Annotated in this window: 13 protein-coding genes; 7 read left to right on the top strand and 6 right to left on the bottom strand. The window is 38.4% G+C overall.

Going from position 1 to position 21,744, the window contains the following annotated elements; translation table 11 throughout:
* Positions 1-72 precede the first annotated feature (72 nt).
* Positions 73-1,248 carry an aldose epimerase family protein gene (locus WC623_RS20455; RefSeq protein ID WP_372854593.1) on the bottom strand — a complete coding sequence of 392 codons (1,176 nt, stop codon included), beginning with the start codon at positions 1,246-1,248 and terminating at the stop codon, positions 73-75.
* Between the two features lie 217 nt (positions 1,249-1,465).
* Between WC623_RS20455 and WC623_RS20450 the strand changes: the two genes are divergently transcribed.
* The 7 genes from WC623_RS20450 (at position 1,466) to WC623_RS20420 (ending at position 13,594) form a co-directional block, all read left to right on the top strand.
* A complete protein-coding gene (locus WC623_RS20450; RefSeq protein ID WP_372854591.1) occupies positions 1,466-2,176 on the top strand; it encodes an NUDIX domain-containing protein in 711 nt (236 codons plus the stop codon).
* Positions 2,177-2,264: 88 nt separating this feature from the next.
* Positions 2,265-3,953, top strand: coding sequence for a ribulokinase (locus WC623_RS20445; RefSeq protein WP_372854589.1), 1,689 nt, complete (start codon positions 2,265-2,267; stop codon positions 3,951-3,953).
* A gap of 7 nt (positions 3,954-3,960) precedes the next feature.
* Positions 3,961-4,659 (top strand): L-ribulose-5-phosphate 4-epimerase, encoded by a 699-nt coding sequence (locus tag WC623_RS20440; protein ID WP_372854587.1) that lies wholly within the window; start codon positions 3,961-3,963, stop codon positions 4,657-4,659.
* A gap of 18 nt (positions 4,660-4,677) precedes the next feature.
* On the top strand, positions 4,678-6,168 hold the full coding sequence (gene araA / locus WC623_RS20435; RefSeq protein ID WP_372854585.1) for an L-arabinose isomerase: 1,491 nt from the start codon (positions 4,678-4,680) through the stop codon (positions 6,166-6,168).
* Between the two features lie 15 nt (positions 6,169-6,183).
* Complete coding sequence (locus tag WC623_RS20430) at positions 6,184-7,869, top strand: sodium/sugar symporter (protein WP_372854583.1); 1,686 nt, start codon at positions 6,184-6,186, stop codon at positions 7,867-7,869.
* Positions 7,870-8,154: 285 nt separating this feature from the next.
* Positions 8,155-11,472, top strand: coding sequence for a SusC/RagA family TonB-linked outer membrane protein (locus tag WC623_RS20425; protein WP_372854581.1), 3,318 nt, complete (start codon positions 8,155-8,157; stop codon positions 11,470-11,472).
* Between the two features lie 61 nt (positions 11,473-11,533).
* Positions 11,534-13,594, top strand: coding sequence for a RagB/SusD family nutrient uptake outer membrane protein (locus WC623_RS20420; protein WP_372854579.1), 2,061 nt, complete (start codon positions 11,534-11,536; stop codon positions 13,592-13,594).
* Positions 13,595-13,639: 45 nt separating this feature from the next.
* On the opposite strand, the gene WC623_RS20415 is transcribed toward WC623_RS20420, so the two are convergent.
* The 5 genes from WC623_RS20415 to WC623_RS20395 form a co-directional block, all read right to left on the bottom strand.
* Entirely contained in the window at positions 13,640-14,653 is a 1,014-nt protein-coding gene (locus WC623_RS20415) for a zinc-binding alcohol dehydrogenase family protein (protein ID WP_372854578.1), read from the bottom strand.
* Positions 14,654-14,660: 7 nt separating this feature from the next.
* Positions 14,661-16,574, bottom strand: coding sequence for a glycoside hydrolase family 105 protein (locus WC623_RS20410; protein ID WP_372854576.1), 1,914 nt, complete (start codon positions 16,572-16,574; stop codon positions 14,661-14,663).
* 98 nt (positions 16,575-16,672) lie between these two features.
* Positions 16,673-18,979, bottom strand: coding sequence for a DUF5703 domain-containing protein (locus WC623_RS20405; protein WP_372854574.1), 2,307 nt, complete (start codon positions 18,977-18,979; stop codon positions 16,673-16,675).
* A 14-nt stretch (positions 18,980-18,993) separates the two neighbouring features.
* Entirely contained in the window at positions 18,994-20,439 is a 1,446-nt protein-coding gene (locus WC623_RS20400) for a sialate O-acetylesterase (RefSeq protein ID WP_372854572.1), read from the bottom strand.
* Positions 20,426-21,739, bottom strand: a complete 1,314-nt coding sequence (locus WC623_RS20395; RefSeq protein ID WP_372854570.1) for a bile acid:sodium symporter family protein — start codon at positions 21,737-21,739, stop codon at positions 20,426-20,428. The genes WC623_RS20400 and WC623_RS20395 overlap by 14 nt, the downstream gene beginning before the upstream one ends.
* Positions 21,740-21,744: the final 5 nt, after the last annotated feature.

The raw sequence follows: 21,744 nt of genomic DNA, 5'->3' as shown, positions 1-21,744 counted from the left end.
CCAGTAAGTATCTGTTATTTGATAACGAATACTTACTGGCAATCTCATTTTAACAGTATAATAAAGAATCTATTATTTCTGTACGCTAAACTTATAAATAGTAACAGTTTTATACTCCTGTCCCGGTTTTAATAAAGTTGTTGGAAAAGCAGGTTGATTTGGTGAATCAGGAAAATGCTGAGTTTCCAAACAGAAAGCCGAGCGATATGGATAACTGATCTGACCTTTACCATCCTTATCTTCACCTGTTAAAAAGTTTCCACTATAAAACTGTAATCCTGGTTCTTCTGTAATTACATCCATTACAATTCCGGTTTTAGGACTGCTTACAGTAGCTACTTTTTGCAAGCCAGCTGATTTTTTCAATACATAATTATGGTCATAACCTTTACCATATTTTAATTGTTGGTCATCATTATTAATCCTTTTGCCAATTAAGGTGGCCGTATTAAAATCAAATGGTGTACCTGCAACCTTTTCTATCTTTCCAGTTGGAATTAAGGTAGAATCAACTGGTGTATATCCATCAGCATCAATTTGCAATAAATGATCAGTTATTGTAGCATCTCCTGCACCGTTCAAATTAAAATAAGCGTGATTAGTTAGGTTTACCACAGTATTTTTATCAGTAGTTGCATAATAACTTATTTTAAGCTCATTATTATCCGTCCACTCATAAGTTACCTTAACAGTTAAATTACCTGGATATCCCGCTTCTCCATCTTTAGATAAATAAGTAAGCTCCAGTGTACGATCATTTACCTTTTTAGCATCCCAAACTTTAGCCCAAAAGCCATTAAAGCCTCCATGAAGTGTATTTACACCATCATTTAGTTCGAGATCATAAGTCCTTCCATCTAATGTAAATTTCCCTTTAGCAATCCTGTTTCCATAACGACCAATTAATGCTCCAAAAAAAGCTTCACCTTTTTTCTGATACGATTTAAGGTTATCATATCCCAAAACAACATCCTTAAATTGATTATTTTTATCGGGCACCAATAGGGATACTACCCTACCGCCATAATTAGTTATAGCTACCTGTGCACCATTTTTATTTTTTAGAATATACAGGTTTACTAAATTGCCTTCTATATTGGCATTAAAATGCGCTGAATCAGGAAGGTTAGCTACTAAAACAGCTGTGCTATCATTACCAGACGAAGCATTGTTGGTTGCATTTCCGCAGCTACTTAATGTCCAGGCCGCAATAAAAAGTAAACAGATAGATTTGAAATTGTTGTTCATATAGTGTTTTTTTATATTTGATCAATTCACTAATGTATTAAAAGATATTAAACGTCACAATAACAATTAATATTAAGTATTATAATATATTTACATTTGAAATGTAATAGCCTTAAAAGTAATGAAATCATCACTGCAACTAAACTGAAAACAATATAAGTAATTTTCTGCACAGCATATGACAGTTTCATCACTGATAACAACCAAACAAACACATATGAAAAAATATAATGATCAAACCCGTTTCTTAATTGCTGTAGATTGCATCGTATTTGGGTTTGATGGAGAACATCTTAAAATATTATTAATAAAGAGAGGTTTTGAGCCAGAAAAAGATAAATGGAGTTTAATGGGTGGTTTTGTAAGTCCTAAGGAGAGTCTGGACGGCGCAGCTAACCGGGTATTAACACAATTAACAGGATTAAAAGATGTTTACCTGGAACAAATTCATGCTTATGGTAATCCGCTTAGAGATCCCATTGAAAGAACATTATCTGTAACTTATTTTGCTTTAATTGATATCCATAAATATGAAACACAAATAAATGACCAATATCATGCAGAATGGTTCCCTTTAAAAGATACTCCAACGCTGATATTTGATCATGAAGAAATGGTAGAAGAAGCTAAGAAAAAAATAAGATACAAAGCTGCACTCCACCCTATTCTATTTGAACTTTTACCTAAGAAATTTACGGTTCCACAACTACAGAATTTATATGAAGACGTATATAACACACAGATAGACAACCGTAACTTTATCAGGAAACTATCCGCAACAAAGTTACTTATCAAACTAGATGAAAAAGACAAATCCGGTTCTAAAAAAGGAGCATTCTATTTTAAACTTGATAAGAAAAAGTATCAGGCAAACTTCCAGGCCTTCTTAAATATTATTCCAAACCCCGATAAATTAATAACTGGATAAGAACATCTTAGCTCATAATGAAGGAATATTGAAAAAAATTCTTTTATTAAAAATAATAAACGTTAATTAGACATTTATTTAACTAAATATGAGCAAAGATCAATATGTTATAGGGGTCGATTATGGGTCTGATTCTGTACGATCGGTAATTATTAATACAAATAACGGGGCAGAACTTGCTTCATCTGTTTTTTACTATCCCCGCTGGCAGAAAGGTTTATACTGTAATCCTGCAAAAAACCAATTCAGACAACATCCTCTTGATTATATAGAGGGGTTAGAACAAAGTATAAAAGATTGTATCCAAAAAGCTGGTGGTTTAACTATTGCAAATGGTATCAAAGCAATTGCTGTAGATACAACTGGCTCCACTCCTGTTGCAGTTAACCAACAAGGTGTACCACTTGCCTTATTGCCGGAATTTGAACTTAATCCTAATGCCATGTTTGTGCTTTGGAAAGACCATACTTCGGTAAAAGAAGCCATGCAAATTAATCAACATGCTGCATTGCAAGACATCAACTATCTAAAGTATTGCGGTGGAATTTATTCTTCAGAATGGTTTTGGGCCAAACTACTACATATTTTACGTGTAGATAAAGAGGTCAAAAACGCTTGCTATTCATGGGTTGAGCATTGCGACTGGATTCCTTTCTTACTTACAGGTGGTAATGACATTTCGGAAATGAAAAGAAGTCGTTGTGCAGCCGGACATAAAGCACTTTGGGCAGAAGAGTTTAATGGCCTACCACCAAATGAATTCTTCAAAAGCCTTGATCCGTTACTAGATGGTTTTACTGAATGCTTATTTAAGGACACTTATACTTCTGACGAATCTGCCGGTGTAATCAGTCAGGAATGGGCTTTGCGATTAGGCTTAAATGCCGACGTCGTAATTGGTGTAGGTGCTTTTGATGCACATATGGGGGCTGTTGGTGGACAAATTGAACCTTATTATTTAAGTAAAGTAATGGGTACATCAACTTGCGATATCCTAGCAGTACCTCAAAAAGACATTGAAGGTTTATTAATAAAAGGTATTTGCGGACAGGTCAATGGTTCAGTGATTCCTGGTATGCTAGGACTTGAAGCTGGTCAATCTGCTTTTGGTGATATTTATGCCTGGTTTAAAGAAATCTTATCATGGCCAATAAAAAACCTACTTCGCAATTCTACATTATTAGATTCACGTACATTGGCTGCGTTAGAACAGGAATTACTAGATCAGATTATTCCTGAGTTAAGTAAGCAGGCTGCCACTTTAGCTAAAACTGATGATGATGAACTAGCTTTAGATTGGTTGAATGGCAGAAGAACACCTGATGCCAACCAGGAATTAAAAGGTGCAATCAGTAAACTTGATTTGGGAACTGATGCTCCTCGTATCTTCAGAGCCTTAGTTGAAGCCTCTTGTTTTGGTGCTAAAAATATTGTAGATCGCTTTACTGAAGAAGGCATTCCTGTTAAGGGGATCATTGGCATTGGCGGTGTAGCTAAAAAATCTCCATTTGTAATGCAAACTATGGCAGATGTGTTAAATATGCCGATCAGAATACATCAGTTTGAACATACTTGTGCCTTAGGGGCGGCCATGTTTGCAGCAGTTGTGGCCGGCATTTATCCTAATGTTGAGGCTGCTATGGAAGGAATGGGTAGCGGCTTTGATCAGGAATACATCCCCCAACCAGAAAATGTATCCTATTATGAAGATCGCTTTTTGAAATATAAAGCATTAGGTACTTTTATAGAGGAAAGCACAAAGGCTAGCACTAAATAAAATACAAATGAGTAATTATCAAGATATAAAAGAAAAAGCTTATCTGGCCAATATGCAGCTACCAAAACTGGGGCTGGTATTATTCACATTTGGAAATGCCAGTGCTGCAGATCGTACAAAAGGCGTATTTGCCATTAAACCTAGCGGTGTGGCTTATGATGAACTGAGTCCTGAGAAAATGGTTATTGTCGACTTTGATGGCAATACCGTAGAAGGTACACTTCGACCTTCATCAGATACTAAAACACATGCAGTACTGTACAAGTACTGGGAAGAAATTGGTGGAATTGTTCATACACATTCAACTTATGGAACAGCATGGGCACAATCTCAAAGGCCAATTCCAATTTACGGTACCACACATGCAGATCACCTTACCGTTGATATCCCATGCGCTGCTCCTATGCATGATGACATGATTAAAGGTAATTACGAATATGAAACTGGTTTTCAGATCATGAATCATTTTAAGGAGGCTGGTCTGAGCTACAAAGAAGTAGAAATGATTCTGGTTGGTAATCATGCTCCTTTTACCTGGGGAAAAACTGCTGAAAAGGCAGTATACAATAGCGCTGTACTTGAAGAAGTAGGTCGAATGGCATTGCTAACTGAACAAATACGTAAAGATGTACCAAAATTAAAGGATGCATTGATTAAAAAGCATTATGAACGTAAACATGGTGCAGATTCTTATTACGGACAATAACAAAATAGATATTAAATAATGATCAATTTAAAAGATTTAGAGGTATGGTTCATTACCGGTACCCAACACCTTTACGGTGAAGAAACATTAAAACAAGTAGCCTCACATGCACAGCAGGTAGCATCATCATTAGATTCAGCTCAGCCTATCCAAGTTCGGGTGGTATACAAACCAATTGTAAAAACTGCTGATGAGATCTTTCAAACACTTCAGCAGGCAAATTCAAGTACTAACTGTATAGGGGTAATTACATGGATGCATACTTTCTCCCCTGCCAAAATGTGGATCAGAGGTTTAAATATTCTTCAGAAACCTTTGCTGCATTTGCACACACAGTTTAACAGAGACATCCCTTGGGATACGATTGACATGGATTTCATGAACCTTAATCAGAGTGCTCATGGTGACCGTGAATTTGGTTTTATGGTAACCAGAATGCGTAAGGACCGTAAAGTTGTGGTTGGCCACTGGCAGGATCCGGAAGTTATTAGTGAGATTGATACCTGGACGCGTGCCGCAGCTGGATGGCATGACTGGCAGGGTGCTAAATTTGCTCGCTTTGGCGACAATATGCGCTACGTAGCAGTTACTGATGGTGATAAAGTTGAAGCTGAACTCAAATTCGGATTTGAGGTAAATACTTATGGAATCGGTGATCTTGTAGCCGTAATTAACAGTATTCCTGAAGCTGCTATTCAGGAATTACTTGCAGAATATGAGGCTACTTATATTATGACAGAAGACCTTCTTCGTGGTGGAGCAAGACATACCTCTGTATATGAAGCTGCTAAAATAGAACTTGGTTTAAAGAAATTCCTGGAAGATGGTGGTTTTAAAGGCTTCAGTGATACTTTTGAAGACTTACATGGTATGATCCAATTACCTGGCATTGCAGCTCAACGTCTAATGGCTGCAGGCTATGGTTTCGCTGGTGAAGGTGATTGGAAAACTGCTGCATTGGTAAGAGCATGTAAAGTAATGGGTGCTGGATTGCCCGGTGCAAATGCATTTATGGAAGACTACACCTACCATTTCGATCCAGCAAATTCAATGGTATTAGGTTCTCATATGCTTGAAGTTGATGCTTCATTGGCTAATGGAAAAGCACGCCTGGAAGTTCATCCGTTAGGAATTGGAGGTAAGGCTGACCCTGCCAGACTAATCTTTAATGTAGCTGGAGGCAATGCACTAAATGCTTCTATAATTGACATGGGAAATCGTTTCCGTTTATTAGTCAATGAAGTTGAAGCAGTTGAACCTGAACATGAACTACCTAACCTTCCGGTAGCTCAGGTATTATGGAAACCACTTCCCGATATGAAAACCGGATGTGCTGCATGGATTTATGCAGGCGGTGCCCATCATACTGCATACAGCCAGAATTTGACTACTTCACACCTATTGGACTTTGCCAATATTGCAGGTATCGAATACGTTAACATCGGCGCAGATACTAAAATCAATCAGTTCAGAAATGAATTGCAATGGAACGAAGTTTTTTATAAATAATCGAATATACCTGCAATGAACAATAATTTAACCACTACAGATTATGTAGTTTTCATCATCTACTTTTTAGTCGTATCTGGCTATGGGTATTATATTTACCGCCAGCGTAAAAAAGACGAACATGATGCCAAGGCCTTTTTCCTGGCCGAGGGTACCTTGACCTGGTGGGCAATTGGCGCTTCTCTAATAGCCTCGAACATTTCGGCCGAGCAGTTTATTGGAATGAGTGGGGAAGGATTTTTCCTTGGTATTGCAGTAGCTGCTTATGAATGGATTGCTGCAATTGCCTTAATTATTGTTGCGGTATGGTTTATCCCGGTTTATCTTAAAAATAAGATTTACACTATGCCTCAGTTCTTAAAAACCAGGTATAATGAATCTGTTGCTTTAATTATGGCTGTTTTCTGGCTGTTTTTATATGTTTTCGTAAACCTTACCTCTATACTTTATTTAGGCGCAGTGGCAATTAACGGATTGATGGGAGGCGAATATCTGCATTTAATCATGATTGGATTAGCTGTTTTTGCCCTTGTTATTTCACTAGGCGGAATGAAAGTGGTTGCCTATACCGATGTAATCCAGGTTGGTGTTTTAATTTTTGGAGGATTAGTAACTACCTATATCGCTCTAACTGTTGTAGGACAAAAATTTGGCGTTGGTCCTAATGCGCTTGCTGGTTTTAACGTACTGATGGAGCAAGCTCCTGAGCATTTTAAAATGATTATACCAGAGCCAACTGCGGAGTCAAGTCAAAATGAAATCAACAAATACTTAACTTTTCCTGGACTCATGTCTTACGCTGCAGGTATATGGATTATCAATCTGAACTACTGGGGTTGTAACCAATACATCACACAACGTGCTTTAGGTGCTGATCTGCATACTGCAAGGACAGGTATTTTGTTCGCAGGATTTTTAAAACTCTTAATGCCTTTAATTGTAATGCTACCAGGTATTGCAGCATATGTTTTATATGAAGGTGGACATTTGCCACAACTTATTGGCGGCAAAGATGGAGCTTATTCTGCAGTACTTACTTTCTTGCCTACCGGACTTAAAGGTTTATCAGTAGCTGCACTAACAGCTGCTATTGTGGCTTCATTAGCCGGTAAGGTTAACAGTATTTCGACTATTTTCACCTTAGACATATACTCGAAATACTTCGCGAAAAGTTCGGGCGAAAAAAACCTGGTTTTTGTAGGAAGAGCAGCTGTATTTGTAGGAATGATTCTAGCTGTCCTATTTACATGGGATGATCTTTTAGGTATCGGAAGTGCAGGTGGCTTTACATTTATCCAAAAATACACGGGCTTTATTAGTCCAGGCGTTTTTGCCATGTTCATTCTGGGAATGTTCTGGAAAAGAACTACTGGGAGTGCTGCCGTTGCTGGTGTACTTGCAGGTTTCTTACTATCGGTATTCTTCAATGAAATGGCTCCAGGGATATTAGGAAATGAAACTTTCCTTTACACGGCCTATCCTAATGGTTCTGGCAGTTATGAGATTCCATTCCATATTTGTATGGGATTGTCTTTTGCATTTACCATGTTGATTATGATTGGGGTGAGTATGGCAGGTCCTAAAATTAATCCGAAAGCGTTTGAGTTAGATAAAGAAATGTTTAAAGTAGCACCATCTACTATGGCATTAATCGTAGTAACTATATTGATCATTGCTGCATTATATGTAAAGTTCTGGTAGTAACTTGAACATTGTAATAAGTCGATAAAAGAAGCTGTATCATAAGTCATGATACAGCTTCTTTTTTTAGCATATCCTCCTCTTTAATAATGATAAAATGATACATTAACTAGGTAACATTATACAATAAAATATAAAATTTGCTAATAGCTTTGAGTAACCAAATATTAAACGTGAAAATGACTGTTATTCCTAAAGCCCGCACTTCATTTTCTTTGATTCTATATCCGTATTCATGTTTTTTTTGGTTTTTTTCATAGAACTACTAACCAAAATTCAATATAAATGAAGCAAATTTTACAAACCAACCATTCATTTAACTTAAAGAAGGTCTGGACACCTTTACTAATGTCTATGATCTTGTCGGGCACCGGTTATAGCGCCGAAATATTAAATCCGTCAGTTAAAGGCTTAAATCTCTATCGCAAGCAGCATGCGCAGATTGTAATTACCGGAGTTGTTAAAGATGAAAAACAGCAGGCTATACCGGGCGTAAGCGTAAAATTAAAAGGAACAAATCTGGGAACAAGTACAGATATCAATGGTAATTACCGTTTAAACCTTCCTCTGGGCACTGAAGTGCTGGTATTCAGTTCAATTGGGTTTGAAACTCAGGAAATTGCAGCATCTGGCAGGACAACGCTAAATGTTGTGCTCAAGGAAGGTACAGCTGGCCTGGATGAAGTGGTTGTAATTGGCTATGGTACAGTCAAAAAACGTGACCTCACAGGATCTGTGGTTTCGGTAAAATCAGAGGAAATCACAGCCAGACCAGGTCCGAACCCCATGGAATCGTTACAGGGAAGGGTAGCCGGTTTGGATATCAGTCGCTCATCCGGACAAGCCGGAGAAGGTGTTAATCTGCAGTTGCGCGGAAACAGGTCGATTAAGGCCAATAGTACACCTCTATTTATCATCAATGGCTTGCCAGGTGATTACGCTACTTTAAACCCCAACGATATCGAAACTATTGATATTTTAAAAGATGCGGCTTCAACTGCAGTGTATGGTGCGTCTGGAGCAAATGGCGTAATCATCATTACCACGAAAAGTGGAAAGTCAGGGAAATTAAACATCGATTTCAACTCTTATTACGGCTATAATGGCTGGTCAGTTATTCCTGATGCCTTGACTAAAGATCAGTATCTGGATGCAAAAAGAGAGGCCTACAAATATAACTTCGATGGTGCAACCAGGAAATGGGTGACCACTGCAGTTGCAGCGGCAAATGGATTTCCTGCAACTGGTCCACCGCAATGGAAGTCACCTGCAGATGATAAAGCAATTTTTGGCGACGCCAGATATGCGCTGTTTAACGATGGCAATTTTGTGAATTGGGCAGATATTTTTATGAGAGATAATGCTGCTTTACAAAACTACAGTTTAGCTGCTTCCGGTGGTACAGATGCTACAAAAGCTTACGTTTCATTTAACTTAAATAATGAGAAAGGTCAGTATATTGGAGATGATTATAAACTCTACTCTACAAGCATGCGTCTGGATCACAAGATTAGAAACTGGCTTTCTATAGGTGCTAATCTTCAAGCCTCATATGTAAATAGAAATAAAGCTCAGGACAAACTGGAAAATGCTATTGTTACTGATCCTCTGGTACAACCTTATAAAGCTGATGGATCTATAAATCCGGATCTGGGAAGCAATGTGTACAATCTCCTACTCGACTATCAGCCAGGAGTTTATGGAAACTTAGATAACAATACAAAAGTATTTTTTAATCCATATATAGAAATCAGACCAATAAAGGGACTAACTATTTTAAGTCGTGGTGGCGTACGTATGGATTATTTAAACAACTATCGTTTTGATGGGGTGGGTTCTGTAAATTATACTTATGTAAATTCGAATATTGCAAGAGCAAAGATTACTCAGAACCGTTATCAGGAGTATCAGTGGGAGAATGTATTGACCTATAACTACCTGCTTGGAGACGATCATGATTTTACCTTTACCGGTGTTAGTTCTTTTTTCCATAAGCAGACTACAAGAACTGATATGAGCCAGGCCGTGGCCAATAACAAATTTAAATGGTACAGGTTTACAGGTGATGTAAACTCTACATCCACATCAACTTATGAAATGCAAAAGACGTTTGGTTTGATGGGGCGTATAAATTATGCTTTTAAAGGAAAGTACCTGTTTTCTGCTTCAGTACGCAGAGATGCATCTTCGGTATTATATGAAACCAATCAGTGGGATAATTTTCCGGCTATGTCTGCCGGCTGGAGAGTTTCTGATGAAAACTTTATGGCAGGTCTAAAAAAATACATCAATAACCTTAAGGTTCGTGCTACTTGGGGTATTGCTGGAACTGCCTACATTCCACCTAATTCTTCTTCTGAGTTTGTTGAACAAGCTAATATGTCATTAGGTGGTGAGCTGATTCCTATTTACCGCAATTCCCCATATATTACGAATCCAGATCTGAGATGGGAGAAATCTAAAACTTTAAACCTTGGTATGGATCTGGGTTTGTTTAATAATCGTATTGATATGGCCATAGATTATTACAATACAAATACTGATGGGGTAATCTATGATATCAGCTCGCCAATTATTTATGGATCATACAGATCTGGTAATACACCTTACAAAACCTATCTCAATATAGCAAAGACCAACAACAAGGGATTCGAACTCACCATGAATACACGTAATATCGTGAACAAGAATTTTGAATGGAGTTCTTCTATTGCTTTTTCCCGTAATTATGAGAAAATTTTAAAGTTAACAGGCGGTGTTGCCAATAACATTACAAACAATGTAACTGGAGGAGATAACCGTATAGCCGGAAATTATTCCTTGACAATAGGTGAACCGATTGCTTCATTTAGAAATTACAAAATTGACGGAATCTGGCAAATTGGTGAGGAAGCAGATGCAGGGGCATTCGGCAGACGCCCAGGAGATTTAAAGGTAAATACTCCTGGTATTGTTAAACTGGCTGACGGGGTATTTATGAAAGAAGGTACGAACCAGTATTATTATATTAACCTCGCCGATGCGCAAAAATTTAATTCAGGATTAACTGCTCCAACTTCTCTCTACAATTATAGCAACAATGACTTTCAAATTGTAGGGCACAATACACCTGATTTTTCACTGGGTTTCCAAAACAGTTTTAAATACAAAAATTTTGATCTGGGAATTTACTCTTATATGCGTTGGGGGCAAACCATCAACTACGTGATGATGGGATGGTATAACCCAAGTGCATTAGCAACTGTTGCCAGTCCGCCAAGAACTTTCCTTTCTCACTTTAATTACTGGACACCAGAAAATCCATCTAATGACTTTCCTGTAATGAATATTCTTTCATCTCCTACAAGTATGACAGGATTTTCAGGATTGAGTTATGTAGACGGATCGTTCTTTAAAATCAAAAATATCACTGTGGGTTATACATTGCCTGAAAGTATTGCAAAAAAGATTGCTATGCAGAAAGTACGCTTTTACAGCACCCTGACCAATCCATTGGTGATTACTAAAAGTCATTTATTAAAAGACTATGATCCGGAAATGAATGGAGTGATGGATTATCCATTGACCAAACAGTTTGTGTTTGGCTTGAATGTGTCATTTTAATCGTTAAATAATAAATAGCGAGGAACTTTTTTCCTTAGCCATAACAAATAAAAAATTAGAGATGAAAAATCAATTTATAAAGAGAGTATTTTGTACATGTGGATTAGGCTTATTTATGATATTGAGCGTACCATCATGTAAGGTAGACGAATATAACCCTAATGCGCTGTCGGAAGAGGAGGTAATCAGAGATTTTAATGGTTTCAGATCATTTCAGTCTAACATTTATACAGGCCTTTGGGGTACATTGATCAGTATGCCTTACGGGGTCGTATCTGAAGCTGGCACCGATTTGTGGACATCACCTACAAATTCTGTAAGTAACAGACAGGTTATGGCCTATGAAGAATTTACCAATAATTTTAACCTGGTAACCAATGTTTGGGACTACGGCTGGGGTTCAATAAAGGATTGTAATAAAACCATACAGCTTGCACCACTGATAAAAGATGGAAATGCGGCAGATATTAAAATTCTGGTAGCAGAAGCACAGGTAATGAGGGCTTATTATTATTCGGTATTGGTAGCTCAATTTGGTCCAATTCCATTAATTACAACAGATGATCCGGTAAAAAACTTAAATCCTGTACGTAATAGCGTTGCTGAGATCTATACACAGATAATCGCTGATTTAACAACTGCGGCCCAGAATTTACCAGTGACACCTTACCAGGGCAATCTTCAACGCGTAACGAAAAAATCTGCACTCGGCCTGCTTGCCAGAGCTTATGCACAAGGAGGTGGCGAAGGATTAATGGAGGGAACAAAAAGTTACTGGTTGAGGGCAAAAGAAGTTGCTGAAGATCTGATTATAAATAAAGGAGCTTATGGTGCCAGCATGTATCCTGATTTTGCCCAGGTATTTGCTGCTGCTAACAATAGAAATAATGCTGAAGTTTTATTTACTGCATACGGATTAAATCCTTACAACGCTTCATACGATGCATTTACCGGTAATAATAAGCCCAACCTTTATTTGCTTTATTATCCTTCACTTGATAATACATTTGGTGCAGGCACAGATCTTTTCAGGAGAGCTGCCGGCTCAAATACATCCAATGCTTATTACGGACGCTTGAACCAATCGTTTAATGCACCTACAAAATACCTGATCAACTGCTTTAATGCCACTTACGATAAGCGCTGGGAAAATTCATTTGTTACAGCATTTACAAACTATTCAGGTGTACAGGCAAAAACAAGTATACCAGCAGGGCCGCCAAATCCTGCAAATGTAGCTTATGCTGATGCTACGGTTACACTTACGGCTGCAATATGTACCAAGTATGGTATTAATCCAGCATTCATTGGACAAAAGATCTATCCTTATGTGGATGTGGATGCCAAAAATGCTTCACAAAATGCAACCTGGCAATACATTCCTAAAATATGGCCAAAAGGCATAACAACGGGGTTAACATCAGCGTTGGTTGCTCCTGTCTCAAATGCCAATGTCCATCCATACCCGCTGGACGTTGATGAAGACAGATTTTTCGCCTTTTTAAGTAAAGACCCACTAACCCCTGCAGAGAAAGCGCTTCGCAAATATGCAGTGGTAAATATTGACGATCTTTTTGATCCCACAGATCCGACAGGTGCCAAATACAAAGATCCTACAGGTAATGGACTAACCCCTATCAGTATGGCAAACCTTTTCCCGGCTTTAAGTAAGTTTAATCACAATTTTGATGGTGGATGGTTAGGTGGTAACTTCCAACAAAAACTTGGTAATATCATGGTAATGCGTATGGCAGAGGTTTATTTGCTTGCGGCTGAAGCGACGCTTAAATCGGGTGGAAGTGGAGCTACTGCTGCCGAATATTTAAATGAATTGCGCAAGCGTGCTTGCCGTAATCCCTCAGACTTTAATGCTGGAACGGGAATGATGTTAGCATCAGCAACAATGAATGATGTATTTGATGAGTATGCTAGAGAGCTTTGTGGTGAGTTTAATCGCTGGGCACTTTTGAAACGTCATAAAGCATTCGAGACACGCCTAGCGCAATACAATCGTAGGGCTGCTGCAAGTTTTAACCCAGCAAAACATTATAACAGACCAATTCCTTTCTCTTTCCTGAATACAATTCAAAATGGAAATGATTTTGGAAACAATGGTTATTAAAATTAATGATCTTATTATTCCCCGCCTGAGCGCGGGGAATAATATTTATAATTCAACCATCGCCTTGATCACTCCATTCTTAGGATCTAACCAGCTTTGAAATTCATCTTTCACTTCTTCAAACTGAACTTTATGTGTAATGTAGGTTGTAGGTTCTACCTGTCCAGCTTTCATGGAAGCGATCACATGTTCAAAATCCTGTCTGGTCGCATTCCTGCTACTCATTAATGTAGCTTCACGTTTATGAAATTCGGGGTGACTAAAAGATATATTTTCTTTTTGTAATCCAATTAAAACAAACCTGGCGCCATGTGCCATATATTGAAACGCATTATTGATCGCTTTTAAGCTACCAGTAGCATCAATTACAACTGAAGGCATATCACCACCCGTGATGTCTTTTAATTGCTCTAACACATCCGGAGCCATAGCATTTACTACATATGGCACATTCAACTTATCCTTACAAAAAGTTAAGCGTTCATTATTAATATCTAGTGCGATTACCTTTGCACCGGCAATTCTCGCAAACTCCATTGTACCAAGGCCTATAGGCCCTGCACCAATCACTAATACAAACTCATCTTTTTGGATGTCAGCACGACGAACACCATGGGCACCAATTGCAAGTGGCTCAACTAATGCCAGTTCATCAAAGCTTAAGCCTTCTCCATGAATCAACATATGCGAAGGAACAGAAAGATATTCGACCATTCCGCCATCTACATGTACACCACAAACTTTAATATCGGTACAGCAATTTGGTTTACCACTACGACAAGCGATACATACGCCACAGTTAAAATACGGGATAAACGTAACGTTTTCTCCTTTTTCAAAACCTTCCGCCCCATCAAATTCCAGCAACTCACCAGAAAGTTCATGTCCTAATACCCTTGGATAGCTAAAAAATGGTTGAGTTCCTTCAAAAGCATGTAAATCGGTGCCGCAAATGCCTATTCTTTTGATCTTTATAATTGCGTTACCGGGAGTTAATACAGGCTTCTCCCCTGTGATATAATCAAATGTTCCCGGTGTAGTGCAAACTAATGTCTTCATTTTAATATTATTTCTTCAATTGTTTGCTGATCCAATAGATCAGATCCTGACCTGCATTAAAGTTATCGTATACTGCAGGCAATTTTCTTCCATTTACATACTCATCGTACAACCATGGATCGCCGATTGCAAACACCGTACCCTTGCCAATTTTAGCAACAGCCATCATGTTATCACCATCCTTATCTTTAAATACAGCTTTTGCTGGCGCTGCCAGTTTTAGAGTACTGTATTCCTTGATGTATAGTTGTTTTGCCGTCTTAAAAATCTCGTTATCTGCAGGAACTATCGCTTTCCCCATTTCAAACTGATTCCCCACTACCCTTCCTTTGCTGTCTTTATTGAACACTATTCCAAAGTTGGTAGCCAGTTGATTAAAATGATCAAATTCTGAGTTCCCTATGTCATTACCCATCAACACCAATACACCACCAGCTTTAACCCAGTTAGTGATATTTTTAATATCATTAGCCCCAATAAAATTAGGTTTTGGTGTTTCCTTTTCCGTATCAGGATCTACAATAATGTATACATCAGCATTTTTAAGATTTGAAGCAGTTGGAGCAGCATATAATGTTGAAGTTTTAAAACCTGCATTGTCAAATTGCTCTCCCCACATGGCAAAACCTGGGTTAGACTTTTCTTCCCATTTATAGTGCCATGAAACTTCATTTCCACTTTGGTCTTTTTTCATCTCATTGTTGAAATAAGAATCCAACATTACAGTTTTACCCAAACCCGGTTTAGGCATAGCTGCAATCTCCATTTCATTAATTGCTTTTAAAAATGCTCCAACACCTTTTGGATCATTGGTGATCACCTTTTCACTCATATAATAAGCAAAACTACCATCACGATATGGCTTACCACCTAAACCAGATACACTAACTGTACCTTTAAGGTTAATCATATTTTCAGCACGCTGTTCAACAAACTCCTGCTGCATTCCTTTATACGCTTTATCAGCCACTGCAAAAAAAGAAGCTGGTAAATACTGTTTTCTCACACCTTTAGCAATTGAATAAACAAACATGGCAGATGCCGATGATTCAAAATAATTCCCTTTCTCATTTGGAAGATCCAGAATATCATACCATACCCCTGTTTTGTTGTTCTGTACACTTTTAATGGCAACAGCTAAACGATTTAAAATATTAATCAGCTCTTTTCTCTTTGGATGATCTTTAGGAAAATAGTCAAGGGCATCAACCAATCCCATGGCATACCAGCCCATTGCTCTTGCCCAGATATGCGGTGACAATCCTGTTTTAGGATTAGCCCATTTTTGTTCTTTTGATTCGTCCCATCCATGATAAAGCAATCCGGTTTTAGGATCTCTGGAATGCTTTTCCATGTAGATAAACTGATTGGCAATATCATCAAAAGCGGCTTCGTTTTTGATCAATTTAGCGTACTCAGCATAAAATGGCTGTCCCATATATAAACCATCCAACCACATTTGATATGGATAAATTTGCTTATGCCAGAAACCACCCTCTTTTGTACGTGGATGTTTTTTCAACTGATCATAAAGCGAAGTTGCTGCTTTAAAATACTTAGGCTGTCCTGTCACTTTATAAAGCGACAATAATACAGTACCATTTTTTAAATGGTCAATATTATAATGATCCGTACTATAGGTATCAATTACACCATCATCAGAAATAAACTTATCCATTTGTCTCTGGACATATTTAAAATAATCTGCATTTCCGGTTCTTCTCCATATTTCAGTCATTCCATCCTGAACTACACCATCATCATAAGACCATTTTTTTGACCTTTCCTTCCACACTTCCATAACAGTTGCAGCCATTTGATCTGATAAAGGCTTTACATTAGTCGCAGGCGCTTGTGCATTAGACTGAAATACAGTTGTGAGCGCGAACAAGCTTAATATTAGGGATTTCGTTTTCATCATACTCGTTGTCTTATATTGGTTTAAATACAATTCTACACAGTTTTAAACAGTGTTTTTAGTAAAACGGACAAAATAAATACGCAATCGTTGCCGTAAATCTATTTCAATAGGTTTATTACATCTTTTCTTCTTGATTCCGGGCTTACCTTTAAACTTTCCAGCGTACCATTCTTAAATACCCCTTCAATCACCGTTTGTTGTGGGGCATGTAGTTTAAAATGTACGTCCCATTCCTTTGGCCATGCAGGAAACAAATAGACTTTATCCTCATGACTCTGTAAAAGCATTTCCTGTAATCCTATCATTCCAGATCCACCCCAGTTGTGATCAGGCACCCAGTCAAAACCTGGTCCCCAGAATGCTGGAAATCTCCTACCTGAATCTTTTAACTTCATTAAAATCAATTCTTTAGCGTCTTTAATTAAACCTAATCTTGCAGCAAAAATATTGTCCTGCTTCCAGCCCACATGGCTTCTAAATTTAAGTACATCCGTATCGTAATTGAAGGTATTGATAGCCGTATCCAATCCTGGTCTTCCTATCCCATATATTCCCCAGGGATAAACAGGATATAACTGCGGACTTTCGGTATTGTTTATTCTTTCCCAAAGCTTTGCCGGCGCAATTGTGGTATGCCCATTAAACTCCTGAAAACTCATTGGTGGAATCCGTTTCAGCATCGCTGTCCAGTTTTCCTTTTGACTTTGTGTGATATCCTTTTGTTTTAGTAAGCTACCTAATACTGTGTTTAAAGCTGCAATAGTTGAAGTTGCATTATAAGTCATTTTATAGGTTTCTGCAGCCGAACCTGGATACAAAACCAAATGACCATTAGCATCCAATGCTTTGCTTCCCCTCTTTTTTGCGAGGTAGGTATAATGTTCATCAAAGAAGCTTAAACAGCTTTCTATAAAGGGAATATACTCCTTCACTTCTTTACCTGCATAACTTCCAGTTTCCAGCATCATCTGACAAAACTCCAATACCGTATCCCACTCATATTCCAGCCAGGCATTGTATTCCATGCCCTTATCGTAATCAGCAGGTCTTTTCCAATTGTATTCTGCAGGATTAGGCAAAGCGAAATTTTCTAACTGCTCAGTAAAACTTGCACCCTTATGTCCCCAGTAAAACTCGCTTCTGATCTCTGCATTGCGCATTAAACGCGTGTAAAAATCGAACTGCGGACGCATCATATCGGTATCGCCACTCTTTAACATCGGCCAATACACCAGTCGTTGGTTCTGGGCAGTATGCGTACCACCACCCCAATTTCTAAAATCAGGTGTAAATTTTAAAGTAGAGTCTACATACACGGGATCATAGGTAAACAACCCTCCATTAAATTTAGTAGGGTAAGTACCAAAAGCATTTGCTCCTAACATGTATCGAAATAACTGGTAATTGCGACTAATTTCTGCTGCTAATGGTTCTTCAGTACTTTTGATATTGATAAAACTGCGGTTCCAATAGTTTTTCCACCAGTTTTTACTCTCTTCAAATGCATTCTTATTTTTAGCGGCAAGGGATGCAGATTGAAATAATTTGTGCTCCCAGTCTGCCAGACTAACCGTTTGCTCAGTATGCAGTGTGATAGAAAAAGCTGTTGTTTTTTCTGCTTTTTCAGTTTTAAACTTCCATCCTTTAAAAGGAGTTCCTGCGTAATTTCCAGTATAAGCGCCTGCTGGTACCAGACCTGTTCCTTGTAGCAAGCCTCCAAAAATCAAATGGCGTAAGGGATTAAACAATTCTCCTTTACGTTCTTCCAGACCTTGCTGCTTTACTGTAACATCAAATACACTATATTCTTTATTCTGATGAAAAAACACCAGCGCATTGTTTTTAACTGCAATACTATCCTTAAAGGTTTTTACTTCCCCCTGTGGAGCCCATTTATAAGAATTCTGATTGTTTTCTTTACCCTTGGTCAACCTGTCTTCATATCTCCAGGTTTCAAATCCAACTTCAGCAAAGGTCTTCTGATTACTCTTTATATCTAAGTGAACTAACGGGTTAAATACATCAACCCATACCTTTACTTCAGTATTCAATCCAGCTTTATTACCAGTAATTTTAACATAACCTTCTTTTAAAACCAGTTCTTGTTTAAAGTTACTTCCTTCTTCAAAAGGATTCGGACTCAGTTTTAATCTTACACGTCCAAGCTTCAATAAAGTATTGTTTTCATCAAAGGTTCCACTCCGAGAAATGTAAAACAAGACCTCTCCTTTTTCCACCCAAACATTTAACCCAATATCCCCCGCACCACAAGGCATAGATCCTGATGAATTCTCACTCTGACTTGTCCATACCACGTTCGCATCAAAATGCTTGTCCTGTCCAACTGCAGTCAACAAACAACCTGATAACAAAATGGCACAAAAACCGATAAACTTTTTCTTCAAAATATTCAAATTAACTACCAGTCATCCGTTCTAAAAGACGATACTGGTAAACCTTCACTGCTATACAAGTCACCTATTACAAAATCCTTAAAGGCATATCGCACTGCAACCGGAGTAGTTACTGCTTCAGCCGAAACGGTAATACTACTTCCTTTAATCACTGCTTTTGCTGGATGAAACACTTTATCGGCACCTGCAACTTCAAATAAAGTCAGTGGTTTCCCGAATGATGTTAATCCGTTCGGTACATGGTTAAACCTGATTTCAGCAACACCATCTTTCAGGTTCATCGACAAATAATCCGGACTGTTAAAGCTAAACCCTTTTATGCCATAAGTATTTCCTAATGCCAGATAAGCCAATCGATGTCCACCTTCAGCTTTATGAGATGGATGAATGTTATAGCTTTCGCCTATGTCCATTAATACCGCCATACCCGAGTTTGCAATTTTGGCTAAAGACTTTCTTTGTGCATCCCTGATATAAGCAGAATTTGACTTACCTGCAGTGGCTTCATCTTCAGGCTTTACATATATAAAAGGAGCAATTTGCGCATAGTAAAATGGAAAGTTGCCTATTCCCCATACGCTACGCCATTCCTTCACCATTGCCGGAAATAAATCCTCATAACGATCAGGACGATTCCGATTGCTTTCTCCCTGGTACCAGATGGCCCCACGGATCCCATACCCCATTACCGGATACAACATCCCATTGTATAAAGTAGTGGGTGTACGGCTTAGTTCTTTGATGGTATCCGTTTTCGCAGGGACTTTTACCTCTGGAAATGATTTCAGTAATTCTGGCGACATCCATGCTTCTATATTTGAACCTCCATAGCTATCATTGATCAATCCCACAGGAACATTTAGCATTTCAGTCAATAGCTTACCAAAGTAATAAGCAGTAGCGCTAAAATTAGCAACCGCTTCAGGTCCGGCAACTTTCCAATCTGAAGGCTTACTGTTGTCTTGTCTCTCTGTAATAGACGAACGTGGAACAGTATACAATCTAATCTGTGAATTGGCAGATTTTAAAATGGCTTCATTTGAACCCATAACCGGCTGACTTTTAAACCCTTTCATTGGCATTTCCATATTAGACTGCCCACCACAAAACCATACCTCACCAATCAAAATATCTTTTAGCGTCATGGCCTGGCCATCACTGATTGTAATTTCGTATGGACCGCCAGCCTTAGGTGTAGCTATCTTCAACTTCCACCGGCCAGTTTTGTCAGCTTTAATGCTGTATTTCTTTTTGTCCCATGAAGCGGTTAAACTAACCACACTATTTTTTTTAGCCCAACCCCATATCGCAACATCGGTTTGTTGCTGCAGTACCATATGATCCGTAAAAATAGAAGCTGGCTTGACTTCTGCAAAGGAATTACCTGTACAGAAAGCTATCAACAGTCCAGTTGCTATTGATCTTGAAATGATAGTTTTAAACTTCTTCATTTATTTTTTGAGTTGATTTTTCAAGTTCCTCTTCTTTTAATGCTTGCTTTCTCCAGTAGTTTGCCAGAATAGAGCCTGAAATGTTCATCCATGGACTAAACACAGCAGCAGCGAGACCTACAGTACCAAGTTTACCCATTGAACCGGCTAAACCAGAAGCCATCCCGCCATTTTGTAAACCTACCTCAAAAGCAATTGTTCTGGCCGAACGTTTATCTAAACCAAATACCCGACTCAGCACATATCCAAAAAAGTAACCAGCTCCATTGTGAATAACAGATGCAAGAAACAAAATAAATCCGACTTTTAACAGGTTATCCCTTCCTGCAGCAGTAGTAACTGTGGTAAAGTACACAATCCCAAACATAGAAATATACGGCATCATCTGATCCAGATTGGTAAACTTTGTGGCCAATAAGTGATAAATCAAACCAACCAGAAATGCACCAATAAAGAAACTAAAAATCTCTACCGATTCCATCCCATTCGTACTAAACACTTTTTCAAAACCAGACCATAAACCCAAAGGTAAGGCAAGCAGCCAAAGTATAGCTATTGTAGCAATCAATTTTGTAATCTTCCATCCTTTTGGTGATGCACTTTTCAGGTAATCATGTACCAGCGCTGCTCCAATAGGCACAATCATAATCTTGATGATTTCCATCATCATATTGAAAAACTTAATTTCTATCAATGTACCAGCCAGTAGTTTCATCAGCAATGGTGTCATAAAAGGCGCAACCAATGTGGCTAAAGCTGTAACAGCGACCGACAAAACCAGGTTTGCACGAGCTATATAGGTCATCACATTGGAAGCCAATCCACTCGAACAAGAGCCGATTAAAATAATTCCAGCAGCAATTTCGGTTTCAAAATGAAATACTCTGGTGAGCAGATACCCCATTAGAGGCATGATAGAAAAATGGCATAATAAACCAATGATTACCCCTTTTCCCGAACTTCCCAATCCTGTGAAATCGCGCATACTCATTTGTATTCCCATACCGAACATGACAAACTGTACGACTACCAGGATCAGCCATTTATTACGAAGATCAACACTTCCCCATTTCAAAAAGGCTGCTGGATATACCATGCCAGCAACCACCGCTGCAATAATCCAAGCGGTATATTGATAATTTTTTAAGGCGTCTAATGCACCTATTCCAATGGCCATCGTAACTGCCATCGCTACTGCTGCGGGTTGCCATAATGCTGCATCTGAAGTGAAAATTCCGATCAACAACACCACAAAAGCAATTAGCGCCAACAGCAGGCAAAACCTGCGTAACTTATACATAAAGC

Origin of the sequence: Pedobacter sp. (assembly GCF_041645105.1) — a bacterium.
Classification (GTDB): Bacteria; Bacteroidota; Bacteroidia; order Sphingobacteriales; family Sphingobacteriaceae; genus Pedobacter.
Note: the sequence above shows the minus strand (reverse complement) of the source record. Positions and strands in the feature narration are given on the sequence as shown.